A 15,183-nucleotide genomic window follows, 5' to 3' on the forward strand; every position below is an offset into this window, starting at 1 on the left:
ACCTTTAAGGATAAGTGAATGGGTATTCTTGAATCTACTCCTCTAGATGTCTATCTAGGTGTGAGTATGTTTACTGTGATTGTATTAGTTCTGGTATTAGTGATTTTATTCGCTAAATCAAAACTAGTGGCAAGCGGTGATATCATGATTGGTATTAACGGCGACGCAGATAAAGCAATTAAAACAGGTGCTGGTGGAAAGCTACTTAGCGTTTTAGCTGACAACGGTATCTTTGTATCGAGTGCGTGTGGCGGTGGTGGCTCATGTGGCCAGTGTCGTGTACACATAAAGTCTGGTGGTGGTGATATTCTGCCGACTGAGCTTGATCACATTAGTAAAGGCGAAGCACGTCAAGGTTGTCGTTTATCTTGTCAAGTAAACGTTAAAGCTGATATGGAAATCGAGCTTGATGAAGAGATCTTCGGCATCAAGAAGTGGGAATGTGCGGTTCTATCTAACGATAACAAAGCCACGTTCATTAAAGAACTTAAGCTGCAAATCCCTGATGGTGAATCTGTACCTTTCCGTGCTGGTGGTTATATTCAGATCGAAGCACCTGCTCATCATATTAAATATGCTGAGTTTGAAGTGCCTGATAAATATCGTGGCGACTGGGAACACTTTGGTTTCTTCAAGCTAGAGTCAAAAGTAGACGAAGAAACGATTCGTGCTTACTCGATGGCCAACTACCCAGAAGAGTTTGGGATTATTATGCTGAACGTGCGTATTGCTACGCCACCTCCACGTAATTTAACCTTACCTTGCGGTAAAATGTCTTCGTACATTTGGAGCTTGAAAGCCGGTGATAAAGTGACTATTTCTGGTCCATTTGGTGAGTTCTTCGCTAAAGATACCGATGCTGAAATGGTCTTTATTGGTGGTGGTGCTGGTATGGCCCCAATGCGTTCACACATTTTTGACCAATTAAAGCGTCTTAAATCAAAGCGCAAAATCAGTTTCTGGTACGGTGCGCGTTCTCAACGCGAAATGTTCTATGTTGAAGATTTTGACGGTTTAGCGGCTGAAAATGAAAACTTCAAATGGCACGTTGCGTTATCGGACCCACAAGCGGAAGATAATTGGACTGGTTATACCGGTTTTATCCATAACGTATTGTATGAAAACTACTTACGTGACCATGATGCGCCAGAAGATTGTGAGTTCTATATGTGTGGACCTCCAATGATGAACGCAGCCGTTATTGGTATGCTAAAAGATTTAGGTGTCGAAGACGAAAATATCTTATTAGATGATTTCGGTGGCTAATGAGTTAACTCATTACATAGACATGTAAGTCATGAAAATTGCAGCAATGCAGACAGGGTGGTTAAACACGGGTCTGCACGCTGCAATTTTTTTTATTCAATAAAAAAAGTGTAGATTTGACATGACTGTAAATTCAATCAAGTTACTGCTATTACCAGCGTTTTTGCTACTGGTGAGCGCATGTAGCACACCAGAACCGATTATTTCATTATCTGGCAGTACCATGGGTACAACTTACCATATTAAAGTAGTCATTAATGATAAGCTGCCAGAAGCGCAATTACTGCAAGCAGAAATTGATATGGCATTGGAAGTGGTTAACGATCAGATGTCGACTTATCGTTCGGACTCTGAATTGTCTAAGTTTAATCAATTACAAGTACAACAAAGCGTTAACGTATCAGCTGATACGATTAAAGTGATTGAAGAAGGTATACGCCTTTATCATGAAACCGATGGTGCATTAGATATCACCTTAGGACCGGTAGTTAACTTATGGGGTTTTGGTCCCGATAAACGGCCAACTACAATTCCGACTCAGGCCCAAATTGATGCAGCAAAAGCAAAAATGGGTATCAAGGAATTGACCATAAATGGCTTAATGCTAACTAAGCACAATGCCGATTTGTATGTTGATTTATCTTCAATAGCAAAAGGTTTTGGGGTTGATAAAATTGCTTCTATATTAAACAAATATCAGGTATCTGGATACTTAGTCGAAATTGGCGGTGAGCTTAATATTAAAGGCACCAAGGCCGACAATACACCATGGCGAGTTGCGGTTGAACAACCGACTAGTGCAGGACAAGCAGTACAGCAAGTGATTGAACCTGGCACCATGTCATTAGCAACATCGGGTGATTATCGTAACTTTTATCAAGAAAATGGTGAACGTTTTTCACATTTAATCGATCCTCGTAACGGTTATCCGATAAAGCATCAATTAGCCTCAGCAACCGTGTTACACTCTAGTTGTATGACTGCTGATGGATATGCAACGGCCATGATGGTGTTAGGTACGCAAGCTTCATTGGCGCTTGCTAAAGAGAAAAACTTAGCAATAATGTTGATTGAGAAGCAAGAGCAGGGATATCAGGTCTATTACAGCGATGCGTTTAAATCGTATGTGAAGTAGGTTATTTATTTTTTAACTAGTTGATGAAACGACTTATTGATCCAGCTAGTTGTACCCTAATCTGAATGAGTTAATTGGAGTTTGTGATGAGCACATTTATTGCAGCGTTTGTAGTGTTGTTATTGTTCTTTTTGTTAATGTCTATCGGCTATATTGTAAAAAAGAAAGCGGTAGAAGGCAGTTGTGGTGGCTTAGGTGTATTAGGTATTGAGAAAGCCTGTGACTGTGATGATCCATGTGATAAACGTAAACGTCGCATGGAAAAAGAGCAAGCCAGGAATGAGCTGCTTAATCAAAATCGCATAATTTAGCGTCATTAATTATTTAAAGCAAAAGTTATTTAGCTCATGCTTTGTAAAGAGCCTTCATTTAGAAGGCTTTTTTATGTTTATTAATCGCTAACGAGTTACAAAGCTTAGTTATAATGATAATGGTTATCAATTGTAAGTGTGTGAAAATAAAGGAAAATTTGCTTTTCCTCCTATAGTGTTTTATCCTATTTGTAATTGATCGAGATCACATTATTTATCGAGGGACATTACTATGAAAGGTCATCCTAAAGTCATCAGCCAACTCAATCGAGTACTTACCTGCGAGCTTACCGCCATTAATCAATATTTTTTACATGCCCGCATGTTTAAACATTGGGGATTGGACAAGCTTAATGAGAAAGAATACAAAAAATCGATTGAAGACATGAAGCATGCTGACAAATTGATCGAACGAGTATTGTTTCTTGAAGGTTTACCTAACTTACAACAGTTAGATAAATTGCGTATTGGTGAGCATGCCGAAGAAATGCTTAGCTGCGATATGGCTGCAATAACGGAACAAATTGCTGTTTTACGCGAAGCTATAAAGGTGTGCGAAACCGAACAAGATTATGTTAGCCGCGATTTATTTGAAGACTTACTTGAAGATGAAGAAGAGCATTTAGATTGGATTGAGTCGCAGCAAGAGCTTATCACTCAAACTGGTATTCAAAATTATCTTCAATCACAAATTAACGACTAATAGGACATTATTATGAAAGGTCATCCAGAAGTCATCGATGCACTAAACAGTTTATTAACAGGTGAATTATCTGCTATGGATCAATATTTTGTCCATGCCCACATGTATGAAGATTGGGGGTTTAATGAGCTTTATACCCGTATTTTACATGAATCAGACGACGAAAAGTTACATGCTGCTAAATTAATTCAACGCATTTTATTTTTAGAAGGCACTCCCGATGTTGCTAGCCGTGAAGCGCTCAATATTGGTAAAGACGTGCAACAAATGCTGCAAAATGACCTTGCATACGAATATCATGTAGCAGATCATTTGCGTAAAGTTATCGCGCTATGTGAAGAGAAAGCTGATTACCAAAGCCGCGAAATTTTAGAAGTGTTATTAGATGATACTGAATCTGACCACATGTACTGGTTAGAGAAGCAACTCGGTCTTATTGAACGTATTGGTTTACAAAACTATTTACAGACCAAAATGTAATTTTTGCTAGAGACCAAAGTATTGTACAAAAGCCCAACTATGTTTGGGCTTTTTTGTGTCATTTCAACACTCATGTTGAGGCTCTGGAAGACAGGTTAACCGCATTAGTGCTTGCTTTTTGGACTATTCGTTTAACCTGCAAACAAAAAATAGTCCAAACCATGAATATTTTATGGGCTATAACAACTCATTAAATAAACTATTTTTGTTTAAAAAACGTTCAACCCCCCCCCTGATCTGGAAGAGATACATTAAAAATGATAATAGTTTTTTTCTAATTAAATTGTCATATTTAGTTGTTAATAGGACGTATTTTAAACTATATGGATATGGAAATGAATAGAAATGTACACCTTAATAACTTCAAAAGTAGTGAACTCATATTTGATAATGATGAAACTATAATTATTTTAAAGTTCATATTTTCGAATCAACATTCGATTAGAGATGAGTTAGATATTACTGATGAAGTTCGTGAGTTTGCTCAAGGCTTGTTAGTTGAGGCTGTCGATGCATCTTATGCGATGGGATTTATCGACTCTTTATTTCGATCAACAATGAATCCCCTAGATGGTGCTAAAAAAGTCATAATAAAATTTGGGCGCAGCGCTGCAAAACATTGGTTTAGTCATGCAACAGCTAAAGACTTAATGCAAATAAAAATCTATGACAGAGTGAGATAGCAACTATCATATAGCTTCGGTCGTGTTTTAGTGTTGTATTTAAATGGAATAGCAAAAACAAACAGTCGACATTTTGGTGTTTTAGCTTTTAACCTAAATAACAAAGTTATATGGAGTTAAAATGAAACTTAAGTTACTAATTGGATGCGCTTTTACTATTATTATTATGTATTCATTAGGTGCTATTTATTCTCTTGAAAATAGCCGTGTTGAAGATGTTGTATTATGCAGTGTCGAAGATAATACGCATTACATACCAAATTCGTTCTGTGAATTTTATTTGTTTAATTTTAGATTAACGAAACAAGACTTAGGTGATCTTCAGTCTGTAGGTGGTATAGCATTTTTATTTGGTATTTCTAATCAGAAAAAAAGATATGTTTATTTAGATAAATTTATCGACAATGGTGCCTCCGTTAATACTAAAAGTAAGATTGATGGACTACCGCCTCTTCATGCCGCAATCTTACTCAATGATAAAAAATTAGTTGAATACTTACTGAGCAAAGGCAGTGACCCTCAACTGCTAGATAGTCAATTACGGTTAAATGCTTATGATTTTGTACTGCTTTTGAAAACAAAGAATGACTCAATAAATCGAATTGAAGTCATAAGAATGTTGTCTACAATCAATTTATAAATTGAATAATTTGCTAGATGATTTAGCTTTTTTCAGAATAATATTTTATTGCGTTTTAGGATGGCTTGAAGCTAGCTTTTGACATTTAAAAATATTTTGAGTCACATTTATTCATTATAGTAATAATAAGCAATGATTGAATACTGTTTTTATATACAGTATTATTGTTTTAATTAACTTAATAATGATGGTTAGAGAATGCGTAAAATCATTCACATCGATATGGATTGCTATTATGCTGCTGTTGAAATGCGAGATTTTCCTGAATTACGAGGAAAAGCTATCGCTGTTGGCGGCAGAAGCGATCGTCGCGGTGTGATAAGCACCTGCAGTTATGAAGCTCGCAAATTTGGCGTGCGCAGTGCTATGTCCAGTTACCAAGCGTTGCAGTTATGTCCGCAGCTCATTTTAGTGCCTGGTCGTATGGAAGTGTACAAATCGGTATCCCTGCAAATTCGTGAGATCTTTCATCGATACACCGATCTGGTTGAGCCATTATCATTAGACGAAGCTTACCTAGATGTAAGCGATTGCCAAGCTCATCAAGGCAGCGCCACATTAATCGCTAAAGCTATCCGCAATGATATTTTTGAGGTCACTGGATTAACGGCTTCAGCCGGTATTGCACCGATTAAGTTTTTGGCCAAAATAGCCTCTGATTTAAATAAACCTAACGGTCAATATGTTATCACCCCAAATCAAATTAGCGATTTTGTTAAAGATTTACCGCTGAACAAAATTCCGGGTGTAGGCAAGGTTACCTCAAAAAAGTTAGCTGATATTGGCTTAACTACGTGTTATGACGTACAACAATATCCTAAAGTACAATTAATTGAGGCTTTCGGTAAATTTGGTCATGTATTGATTGAGCGATCGCAAGGTATCGATTTAAGGCAAATTAGCCCACATCGAGTGCGTAAGTCTGTTGGGGTTGAAACCACCTTAGCTAAAGATATTTTCACCCTAGAACAATGTCATCAAGTGTTACCACAGCTTATCCAAGAGCTCAGTGCTCGGGTGTATCGCAGCGCTAAAGACCGCCAGATCCACAAGCAAGTTGTTAAGCTTAAATTTAATGATTTTAAACAAACCACCATCGAGCACCGTAGTGATGATATTTCGATTAACTTGTTTCATGAGTTGTTGCAACAAGCGTTGCAGCGTAGCCAAGGGCGAGGTATTCGTTTATTGGGGGTGAGCGTTGGCTTAGCAGATGTGACGCTAGCAACGACAGAGAATGGTGCCGATCAAATCACTCAGCTTGATTTACAGTTTTAAGCTTTTAGAGCGCGATGATAAAAAAGTTAAAAGCGACATTGCTGTCGCTTTTTCTATTGGGTTACTCGCAACTCATTTCGTTACGCTTCTTTAGCCGGAATACGTTCTAGTACTGCAAGTAGTAATTCCCAGTACTGTCCAACAGTGGTGATGTTGACCATTTCATCTGGGCTGTGCGGATAACGAATGGTAGGTCCAATTGATACCATGTCCATCAATGGATAAGGTTCTTTAAATAGACCACATTCAAGACCCGCATGAATAACCATAACGGTAGGATCTTTTTTATAAATATCGTTATAAGTGTCACGCACAATTGCCATTACTGGAGAGCTAGTATCTGGTTTCCAACCTGGATAAGCACCGCTTAAATCAATGCTAGCTCCCGATAAATTTGATAGTGCGGTTAGCATTCCGGTGACTTCCTCACGACCAGAATCGATTAACGAACGGATAAGACACAAGACTTCAACGCTTTCATCTTCGGTACTAATAACGCCGATATTAAGTGATGTTTCAGTCACACCTTCCACTTCATCACTCATGCGCATTACGCCGTTAGGACAAGCATGTAATAAGTCTATTAAGGTATTTTGTGCCTCTTCGCCCATCACTTTGGTTGGCGCATCAATAGTGACCAAGCTTAGTAGCATAGTTGGATCAGCAACCGCTAACTCTTCACGCACGAGAGCTTGGAATGATTCAATAGCTTGTTTTAGTGCGTCTACATTTTCTGGCGGTAGCATAAATTGTACATTAGCTTCACGTGGAATAGCGTTACGCAATGATCCACCGCTAAAGTTGACTAACTCAAGGGCTAACTCATCACTGTATTTAAACAAAAAGCGTGCTAATAACTTATTAGCATTGCCGCGGCCCAAATGAATATTTACCCCAGAGTGACCGCCTTTTAAGCCTGACATGGTCAGAGAAAAGCTGGTATTGCTGTGTTCAGGAGCTTGCCAAGACATAGGAACGCTGATTTGTGCATCTACGCCGCCAGCACAACCCATGTAAATTTCGCCTTCTTGCTCTGAGTCGGTGTTGATTAAGATGTCAGCATCAAGGTAGCCCGCTTCTAAACCAAAAGCCCCTGTCATGCCGGCTTCTTCATCGATTGTGAGCAGCACTTCGAGAGGTCCGTGTTTAATATCTTTACTGCCTAAAACGGCCAGTGCTGAAGACATTCCAATGCCGTTATCAGAACCTAAGGTTGTTCCTCTAGCTTTAACCCAATCACCGTCTACATAGGCTTCTATTGGGTCTGTTTCAAAATTGTGCACTTTATCGGCATTTTTTTGTGGCACCATATCGATGTGTGCTTGTAATACCACTATTTTACAGTTTTCCATTCCTGGCGTTGCAGGCTTACGGATGATTAAATTACCTACTTTGTCTTCAACAACACTAAGGCCTTGTGCTTTAGCCCATTGTTGAATGTGCAGCGATAATGCTTGTTCATGTTTTGATGGATGCGGAATAGCACAAATTTGTTCAAACCATTGCCAAAGAGGCTGAGGATATAATTGAGTTAATGCAGTCACGAAACGCCCTCTAAGATGAAATTAAGTCGAAATACGACATAAAGTATAACTAAAATTATTTTAACATATTCTGCGCAGTTACTTGATATTGCGATACCAATTTGCCAAGGTTTAGCCCATAAATCTGTAAATAATTATGAACCCATCAATTTATGACAATACCCATTGATTAAGGATGTTATATGACTCAAGTAAACAAAGCGGCTAGTGTATTTCAAGTTCCCATTATAGATGTCATCAGTGATGAAGCTATTTTTGAAGGTGAAGGCTGGGATGCGGTTGTGGTAGTCGCCACAAGTTTGGCTGATATTAAACAAGATGAAGTCAGTTTACTTGCCGTCCATGCAAGCCAAATCGATATGCGCGTAGGTAAAAGTGCCACACTTCTTTTTGCGCCAGGGTTGGCAGGCGGTCGATTAATCATCTCTCCAGTGGTTGATACGGGCAATGAGTATAACGATGTCAGGATTTTTGCCACAGCGGCTCGAGAGGGTATTGCCATTGCTAAAGCCGCAGGTGCCACTAAACCTTTATTAGTTGTGCCAAGTGTAAGTGATAAACGTTTTGTTAATGCTGAACAAGTTGCCGCTCTGGCGTGTGGCCAAGAGCTTTGGCAACCATTAGAAGCGCGAGAAGCAAAGTCTTTGCAACCGAGTTTAACAGCGATTGGATTATTGAATACTTCCACTCATAGTTTATTACTTAATGCAGCAGAATCTGGACGAGTATTAGCGCGCGATCTTTGTGGCACAGAACCTGAGCGTATGTCGGCTATTGGTTTTGCACAATACTGTGTTGATGCTTTTGCTGGTAGCGATTTGGCTGTATCTGTGGTTGATGAAGCCGAGCAGCTAAAAACGCAATATCCATTGCTCAGCGCAGTGGGTAGAAGCTCTTTTGATGTTGCGCGTCATCATCCACGAGTGGTAAAGCTTGAATATGTTGGTGAAGGACCCATTACAAAAACCTTATTCTTTGCTGGTAAAGGTGTGGTTTACGATACCGGTGGCGCTGATATTAAAGTTGCAGGCTCAATGGCGGGTATGAGCCGTGATAAAGGTGGTGCCGCAACTGTTGCTGGTTTAATGAAGGCATTATCAATCCTTAAACCTAAAGGCATTAAAGTAGTCGCAGAACTTGGGCTGGTGAGAAACAGTATCGGCAGTGATGCATTTGTTACTGACGAAATCATTACCAGCCATGCAGGCGTGCGAGTGCGTATTGGTAATACTGATGCAGAAGGTCGCTTAGTGTTGGTTGACTTATTATCACATTTGCGTTTACAGGCTCAAACAGCGGTGAATCCACAATTATTTTCGGTGGCGACGTTAACTGGTCATGTTGTACGAGCCTATGGTGGTTATCCTGCATTAATTGAAAATAGCGCGGCTAAAAATCAAGGTATTGCTGCAACACTTGCTGAAGTGGGTCAGTTATGGGGGGAGCCATTCGAGGTTTCACGATTACGTCCGGAAGACTTTGATAAAGTTGCCGATAAAAACGCCGCTGCAGATGTCGTGTCATCGAATAATGGCCCTTCTTCAATTACGGCTCGTGGGCATCAATATCCTGCAGCTTTCTTGATAAAAGCCTCTGGATTGACAGAAACAGAACTGGCATTTACCCATATCGATATTGCAGGCAGTGCTGTTGAGGGCGATCCTCTGTATGGAAAGCCAACCGCAAGCCCTTTGGTTGCTTTATTACAGTTTTCTAAATAGACGATCTGCGGGTGTTAAGTTACTGTTTTGTATTGGTTTGATTTTATTTTTACATATTGGCAACAATAGTTATACATAGTTTTAATACGGAATTATTGTAATTAAATCACTTTTAATGAAGTTTTTGTGAATTAAAGCAAATAATACTTGTAATTAAATTACAGTTTTGTATAATTCATTTCGTCGACAAGCAATGTGTTTGTTGACTCTAGTTAATCCAGGATGGATATAACCTCCAAGGATCTGAGTGACAAGTTGTCTCAATGGATTTGAGAAATGTACGTTCCAGGGAACCGAGCCAAGCTTTACTAGGTTTATACAACTTTACTTTAATCAGGAGCACGACTATGTCTTATACAGGTAACAGCAAATTTTATTGGCAGAACACTTGGTTTGCCGACGTAACAGTTTTACGTGGCGGTATATTTGCCATGAAACGTTAAGAATTGACCCTCTTTACGTAGTTTTAATATCCATCAACCTTTTGTTCGTCTCGTTTGACGGTTTTAGACTGGGCGGTAAATTATTTAATTTATCGCCACACCATGTTAAGTGGTGCTAGCTTTCCTTTCCCCATATGGGATGCTTGTAACATGTCTGCCTACTCTATTGAGTAGGCTTTTTTTTTGTCTTAAATTCAGCTCGCTTTAGTTAGAACCATGCTAATTGTTTAGTGCGTTATATAAAAAACTGAAATCTTTCAACAAAAAGGCTATTAATAGCTATCAAGGTCGTAAGTACTTATAATTCCCCGCACAAGTACATCTGCCCTCAATAAAGATGCCGGCTTAGCATGGTAAGCATGCCTTATCCTCATCTGTAACGATTAAGATAATTAAAACGATTAACTCAACGTTAACCTTTGCCCAAGGATCTCCGTTCCATGTTAGAAAAATTATTTAAACTTAAACAAAACAACACAAATCTTAAGCAAGAAGCGATAGCCGGTCTGACTACTTTCTTAACCATGGCCTACATCATTTTTGTTAACCCTATGATGCTTGCTGATGCCGGAATGGATCATGGCGCAGTATTTGTTGCTACCTGTTTAGCGGCTGCAATAGGATGTTTGGTCATGGGCTTATTGGCTAATTACCCTATCGCATTAGCTCCAGGTATGGGGCTAAACGCCTTTTTTACCTACACGGTAGTAGGGGAAATGGGCTATAGCTGGGAAACTGCACTTGGCGCGGTATTTATGTCTGGAGTGTGCTTCTTAATTTTGTCGTTAGTGAGGATCCGTGAGTGGATTGTTAACAGTATTCCTATGTCGTTGCGTTTCGGTATTGCTGCAGGTATTGGTTTGTTTTTAGCGTTAATCGGCTTAAAAAATGCCGGCATTGTAGTGGCTAGTCCTGCAACATTAGTCACCATGGGTGACATTACTTCGTTCCCGGCCCTAATGGCGGCGTTAGGTTTTTTCTTAATTATTGCCATGATTCATCGTGGATTAAAGGCTGCGGTTATTTTCAGCATTTTAATCGTAACTGTTTTAGGTCTATTATTTGGCGATGTGCAATATAATGGTTTAGTGGCATTGCCTCCTTCAATTGCACCCACATTCATGAAAATGGATATATCAAGCGTGCTTGAAGTGAGCATGTTATCAGTGATTTTTGCTTTCTTATTTGTCGATTTATTTGATACCTCCGGCACTTTGGTTGCCGTTGCTCAGCGTGGTGGGCTACTGGATGACAAAGGTCGCTTGCCACGAGTAAAACGTGCGCTAACTGCTGATAGTGTCGCCACCATTACGGGTGCCGCATTGGGTACATCAACGACTACCAGTTATATTGAAAGTATTGCAGGGGTAAGCGCTGGCGGTCGAACCGGTTTAACCGCTGTGGTGGTTGGGCTACTGTTTTTAGCCTCGTTGTTTTTTTCACCATTAGCCGCTATGGTGCCAGCTTATGCGACAACCGGAACCTTGTTCTATGTAGCCATTTTAATGATGTCCGGTTTGGTGAATGTTGATTGGGAAGATATCACCGAAGCCGCTCCGGTGGTTGTGACGTGTTTATTAATGCCGTTAACCTTTTCTATTGCCAATGCTATTGGTCTTGGGTTTATTTCTTATGCGGCAATCAAATTGATGACAGGGCGTTTTAAAGATTTAAATTCTGGTATTTTAGTTGTCGCGGCATTGTTTATTGCCAAATTTATTTACAGTTAATTCGTTGCCCATGAGCATGGGTAAAAGGTAATAATTGGTTTCGACTAATATAAAAAGGGCTGTTAGCCCTTTTTTTATTGTTTGTAATTTAATGTCAGCCTAAGAGGCTAGGTAAATAAACTGACATTATTATCTAGTGCTGAAGTTAATCGGCATAAATCTTTCACTATTAGCGGCTTTCGCTATGAATTAGCGAGTGAATTGGGTATAAAAATAAACTGAATCTTTTTTGTAAGCTGAGTGAGACAAATGGGTTATCGCCGCGTAGTAGTTAAGTTAGGCACCAGTGTGCTGACATCTGGCAGTAAGAAGCTTGATAAAGCACATATGGTTGAATTAGCCAGGCAAATGGCCTCGCTTATGCGTTCTGGTGTAGACGTTGTGTTGTGTACATCAGGTGCGATCGCTGCTGGGCGGGAACATCTGCAATACCCGGTGCTGCCGGATAATATGGCCAATAAACAGTTGCTTGCGGCCGTTGGGCAAAGTCAGTTAATTTTGGCTTGGTCACAACTGTTCAGTATTTACGGATTACATGTTGGCCAGTTATTGTTAACTCGTGCAGATTTACAAGATCGTGAACGTTACTTAAATGCCCGTGACACCTTAAATGCATTATTAGCTCATAATATTATCCCTATCATTAATGAAAATGATGCCGTCGCCACCAATGAAATTAAAGTGGGTGATAATGATAATTTGTCAGCCCGTGCGGCATTACTGTGTGATGCTGACTTACTCATTTTACTCACCGACCAAAAAGGCTTATTTGACGCCGACCCACGAACACATCCTGATGCGCAGTTGATTAAACAAGTTGTCAATATTGACGACAGTTTACGTTTGTTGGCCGGCGGTTCGGTATCGGGCCTAGGTACTGGCGGAATGGCCACTAAATTAGAAGCTGCTGATGTGGCACGTCGTGCGGGCATTGAAGTGGTTATTGCTTCCGGTCATCATCCCGATGTGATTGCCAAAGTGGCAGCGAGGGAGTCTGTGGGTACTCATTTTAGCGCAATCGAAAATCCATTAGAAAGTCGCAAGCAGTGGATCCTTGCAGGTCCAGCTTCACAAGGTAAATTAGTTGTAGATGCTGGAGCATCTGTTGCCGTTGTTGCTAATGGTCGCAGTTTATTATCAAAAGGTATTGTTGATGTAGAAGGTCATTTTGAACGTGGTGCGACTTTACTCATTGTTAATCAAACCGGTAAAATTCTGGCTAAAGGTATTAGCCGCTATTGCGCGAATGATTTAATCAAAATTAGCGGTAAACACTCTGATGACATAGAAAGTCTACTGGGCTACAACTACGGCGATGCCGTGGTTCACCGTAATGATATGGTCGTACTTGATAATTAAGGATATGCAGATGTCTGCCACAGAAACAGAATATTTAACCCAGTTAGGCCAACGTGCTAAGGCTGCGAGTTTTATTTTAGCGAGTTTAACCGCTAAACAAAAATCGCGATTATTAACGACTATTGCCAAGCGTTTAGCACTGCACAAAGATGATATTTTACAAGCTAATGCACAAGATGTTGCTGCGGCTAAACAAAATGGCTTAACAGATGCAATGATCGATAGGTTGATGCTCGATGAGGGGCGACTCGATGGTATTATTGCTGACATTGATAATGTTATTGCATTGGCAGACCCTGTCGGTAAAGAAGCTGAAAGTCGGATATTGGATAACGGCTTGCGCTTAACGCGTCGCAGTGTCCCATTAGGGGTGGTGGGGGTTATTTATGAGGCGCGTCCAAACGTAACTGTCGATATTGCAGTATTAGCCTTAAAGACCGGCAATGCGGTGATTTTGCGTGGCGGTAAAGAAACCTTAATCTCGAATAAAGTATTAAGTGAAGTTATCCGTGATGCACTGGTGAGTCTAGATTTACCTAAAGATGCCGTACAGTTAATTGATTCACCAGCGCGTAGCCTGGTTAGCGGCTTACTCAGACTCGACAAATATATTGATATGATTATTCCTCGCGGTGGGCAAAATCTGCAGCGATTGTGTGCTGAGCAATCAAGTATTCCGGTGATTTTAGGCGGTATTGGTATTTGCCATTTATTTGTTGATAAACAAGCTGATTTAACCCGTGCAATCGAGGTGATTGCCAATGCTAAAGTGCAGCGTCCAACCGTGTGTAATGCACTGGATACTCTACTGGTACATCAACACGTTGCCGCTGTGTTTATTCCTAATATAACCACTCATTTGCATTCGCTAGGTGTTCGGTTTCATGCTTGTGCGACCACATTGCCTTACCTTGATGGTTTAGGTTTTGATGCCACTCCCGCTAATGATGAGTCGTTCTCAACTGAGTGGTTATCGCTTACGTTAGGGATTAAAGTCGTTAATGATATTGATGAAGCCGTTGCACATATTCGCCAATATTCAACAGGGCATTCTGAAGCCATTTTAACCGATGATATTCATACGGCGAGTGACTTTATGAATAAAGTTGATTCTGCTGCTGTGTATGTCAATGCTAGTACTCGCTTTACTGATGGCTCACAGTTTGGCCTTGGCGCAGAAGTGGCGGTGAGTACCCAAAAATTACATGCCCGAGGTCCAATGGCGTTAGATGCGCTAACAACTTATAAGTGGCTAGCCTGGGGTGATTACACCTGTAGACAGTAACTCGTTTATGTTGTCATGTTCATCGCAAAAAGGGCGCTGGTAAGCGTCCTTTCTTATTGGTGATTAGGGAAGGTTATAATGGGCTTACAAATTATAAATAAGATGACTTGGGGTTGCAGGCGCCGTTAAACGTTCGTAGGAGGTTAACAGCCAAATCGCAAAAAAGGCACAGGTCATTAAAATAGCTACAATTCTAAATACTTGCGCATACTCCATTACATAGGTGAAGTATCGACGTTGTACTGCATTGGTCATAAATGTGGCGATAAGCGAAAATACACATAAATACATTGCTGGATATTGTGTGGCACTCTCACCATAAAGCTTTTCATAAGCGAGGATAATAGCCACAATTGTTAAGGTCACAATGCGTATTGTACGTTCCGTGTTATCGCTGAAATTCCATCTGGGCAGTCCCATTGCCTTATTCCCTCTACAATCATTTGATAATTGGCACTTTTTGTACATCCTTTATACATGTATAACGCTAGTTGTATTTTTTATCAAACGATTAGCATTATTTAATACTTCCCTATTAATATTCAACCTCCAGCACGTGACACTAATAATGGCATGTGAAACTGGCTAACATTACAACTAAATCA

At 40.1% G+C, this 15,183-nt stretch carries 14 protein-coding genes; 12 read left to right on the forward strand and 2 right to left on the reverse strand.

The window, feature by feature from the left end; genetic code table 11:
• Positions 1-18: 18 nt before the first annotated feature.
• The 8 genes from nqrF (at position 19) to dinB (ending at position 6,496) form a co-directional block, all read left to right on the forward strand.
• On the forward strand, positions 19-1,266 hold the full coding sequence (nqrF, locus tag EGC82_RS06460) for an NADH:ubiquinone reductase (Na(+)-transporting) subunit F (RefSeq protein WP_124730037.1): 1,248 nt from the start codon (positions 19-21) through the stop codon (positions 1,264-1,266).
• Between the two features lie 121 nt (positions 1,267-1,387).
• Positions 1,388-2,401: an FAD:protein FMN transferase gene (locus tag EGC82_RS06465; RefSeq protein ID WP_124730038.1), complete on the forward strand. Its 1,014-nt coding sequence runs from the start codon at positions 1,388-1,390 to the stop codon at positions 2,399-2,401.
• A gap of 86 nt (positions 2,402-2,487) precedes the next feature.
• Entirely contained in the window at positions 2,488-2,712 is a 225-nt protein-coding gene (gene nqrM / locus EGC82_RS06470; RefSeq protein ID WP_011636430.1) for a (Na+)-NQR maturation NqrM, read from the forward strand.
• Positions 2,713-2,944: 232 nt separating this feature from the next.
• Positions 2,945-3,415, forward strand: a complete 471-nt coding sequence (gene bfr, locus EGC82_RS06475) for a bacterioferritin (RefSeq protein WP_124730039.1) — start codon at positions 2,945-2,947, stop codon at positions 3,413-3,415.
• Positions 3,416-3,427: 12 nt separating this feature from the next.
• Entirely contained in the window at positions 3,428-3,895 is a 468-nt protein-coding gene (gene bfr, locus EGC82_RS06480; RefSeq protein WP_124730040.1) for a bacterioferritin, read from the forward strand.
• 335 nt (positions 3,896-4,230) lie between these two features.
• Positions 4,231-4,578: a hypothetical protein gene (locus tag EGC82_RS06485; protein WP_208646933.1), complete on the forward strand. Its 348-nt coding sequence runs from the start codon at positions 4,231-4,233 to the stop codon at positions 4,576-4,578.
• Positions 4,579-4,699: 121 nt separating this feature from the next.
• Positions 4,700-5,218 carry an ankyrin repeat domain-containing protein gene (locus EGC82_RS06490; RefSeq protein WP_124730041.1) on the forward strand — a complete coding sequence of 173 codons (519 nt, stop codon included), beginning with the start codon at positions 4,700-4,702 and terminating at the stop codon, positions 5,216-5,218.
• 198 nt (positions 5,219-5,416) lie between these two features.
• On the forward strand, positions 5,417-6,496 hold the full coding sequence (dinB, locus tag EGC82_RS06495; protein WP_124730042.1) for a DNA polymerase IV: 1,080 nt from the start codon (positions 5,417-5,419) through the stop codon (positions 6,494-6,496).
• Positions 6,497-6,576: 80 nt separating this feature from the next.
• Here dinB and EGC82_RS06500 read toward each other — a convergent pair whose 3' ends face one another.
• Positions 6,577-8,040: an aminoacyl-histidine dipeptidase gene (locus EGC82_RS06500; protein ID WP_124730043.1), complete on the reverse strand. Its 1,464-nt coding sequence runs from the start codon at positions 8,038-8,040 to the stop codon at positions 6,577-6,579.
• Between the two features lie 182 nt (positions 8,041-8,222).
• On the opposite strand from EGC82_RS06500, the gene EGC82_RS06505 reads away from it, so the two are divergent.
• The 4 genes from EGC82_RS06505 (at position 8,223) to EGC82_RS06520 (ending at position 14,578) form a co-directional block, all read left to right on the forward strand.
• A complete protein-coding gene (locus tag EGC82_RS06505) occupies positions 8,223-9,761 on the forward strand; it encodes a M17 family metallopeptidase (RefSeq protein WP_124730044.1) in 1,539 nt (512 codons plus the stop codon).
• An 883-nt stretch (positions 9,762-10,644) separates the two neighbouring features.
• Complete coding sequence (locus EGC82_RS06510; RefSeq protein WP_124730045.1) at positions 10,645-11,934, forward strand: NCS2 family permease; 1,290 nt, start codon at positions 10,645-10,647, stop codon at positions 11,932-11,934.
• A gap of 249 nt (positions 11,935-12,183) precedes the next feature.
• Entirely contained in the window at positions 12,184-13,293 is a 1,110-nt protein-coding gene (proB, locus tag EGC82_RS06515; protein WP_124732577.1) for a glutamate 5-kinase, read from the forward strand.
• Positions 13,294-13,303: 10 nt separating this feature from the next.
• Entirely contained in the window at positions 13,304-14,578 is a 1,275-nt protein-coding gene (locus EGC82_RS06520) for a glutamate-5-semialdehyde dehydrogenase (RefSeq protein ID WP_124730046.1), read from the forward strand.
• Positions 14,579-14,662: 84 nt separating this feature from the next.
• Here the strand turns inward: EGC82_RS06520 and EGC82_RS06525 are convergent, their stop codons facing one another.
• Positions 14,663-14,998: a hypothetical protein gene (locus EGC82_RS06525; protein ID WP_124730047.1), complete on the reverse strand. Its 336-nt coding sequence runs from the start codon at positions 14,996-14,998 to the stop codon at positions 14,663-14,665.
• Positions 14,999-15,183: the final 185 nt, after the last annotated feature.

It is taken from the genome of Shewanella livingstonensis (genome assembly GCF_003855395.1).
GTDB classification, from domain to species: domain Bacteria; phylum Pseudomonadota; class Gammaproteobacteria; order Enterobacterales; family Shewanellaceae; genus Shewanella; species Shewanella livingstonensis.

Excerpts from the sequence above, each read along its gene's own strand:
- EGC82_RS06485 (WP_208646933.1), top strand. The coding sequence starts at position 4,231 with ATGAATAGAAATGTACACCTTAATAACTTCAAAAGTAGTGAACTCATA.
- bfr (WP_124730039.1), top strand. The coding sequence starts at position 2,945 with ATGAAAGGTCATCCTAAAGTCATCAGCCAACTCAATCGAGTACTTACC.
- nqrM (WP_011636430.1), top strand. The coding sequence starts at position 2,488 with ATGAGCACATTTATTGCAGCGTTTGTAGTGTTGTTATTGTTCTTTTTG.
- EGC82_RS06490 (WP_124730041.1), top strand. The coding sequence starts at position 4,700 with ATGAAACTTAAGTTACTAATTGGATGCGCTTTTACTATTATTATTATG.
- EGC82_RS06465 (WP_124730038.1), top strand. The coding sequence starts at position 1,388 with ATGACTGTAAATTCAATCAAGTTACTGCTATTACCAGCGTTTTTGCTA.
- EGC82_RS06510 (WP_124730045.1), top strand. The coding sequence starts at position 10,645 with ATGTTAGAAAAATTATTTAAACTTAAACAAAACAACACAAATCTTAAG.
- bfr (WP_124730040.1), top strand. The coding sequence starts at position 3,428 with ATGAAAGGTCATCCAGAAGTCATCGATGCACTAAACAGTTTATTAACA.
- EGC82_RS06505 (WP_124730044.1), top strand. The coding sequence starts at position 8,223 with ATGACTCAAGTAAACAAAGCGGCTAGTGTATTTCAAGTTCCCATTATA.
- EGC82_RS06520 (WP_124730046.1), top strand. The coding sequence starts at position 13,304 with ATGTCTGCCACAGAAACAGAATATTTAACCCAGTTAGGCCAACGTGCT.
- EGC82_RS06525 (WP_124730047.1), bottom strand. The coding sequence starts at position 14,998 with ATGGGACTGCCCAGATGGAATTTCAGCGATAACACGGAACGTACAATA.
- dinB (WP_124730042.1), top strand. The coding sequence starts at position 5,417 with ATGCGTAAAATCATTCACATCGATATGGATTGCTATTATGCTGCTGTT.
- nqrF (WP_124730037.1), top strand. The coding sequence starts at position 19 with ATGGGTATTCTTGAATCTACTCCTCTAGATGTCTATCTAGGTGTGAGT.
- proB (WP_124732577.1), top strand. The coding sequence starts at position 12,184 with ATGGGTTATCGCCGCGTAGTAGTTAAGTTAGGCACCAGTGTGCTGACA.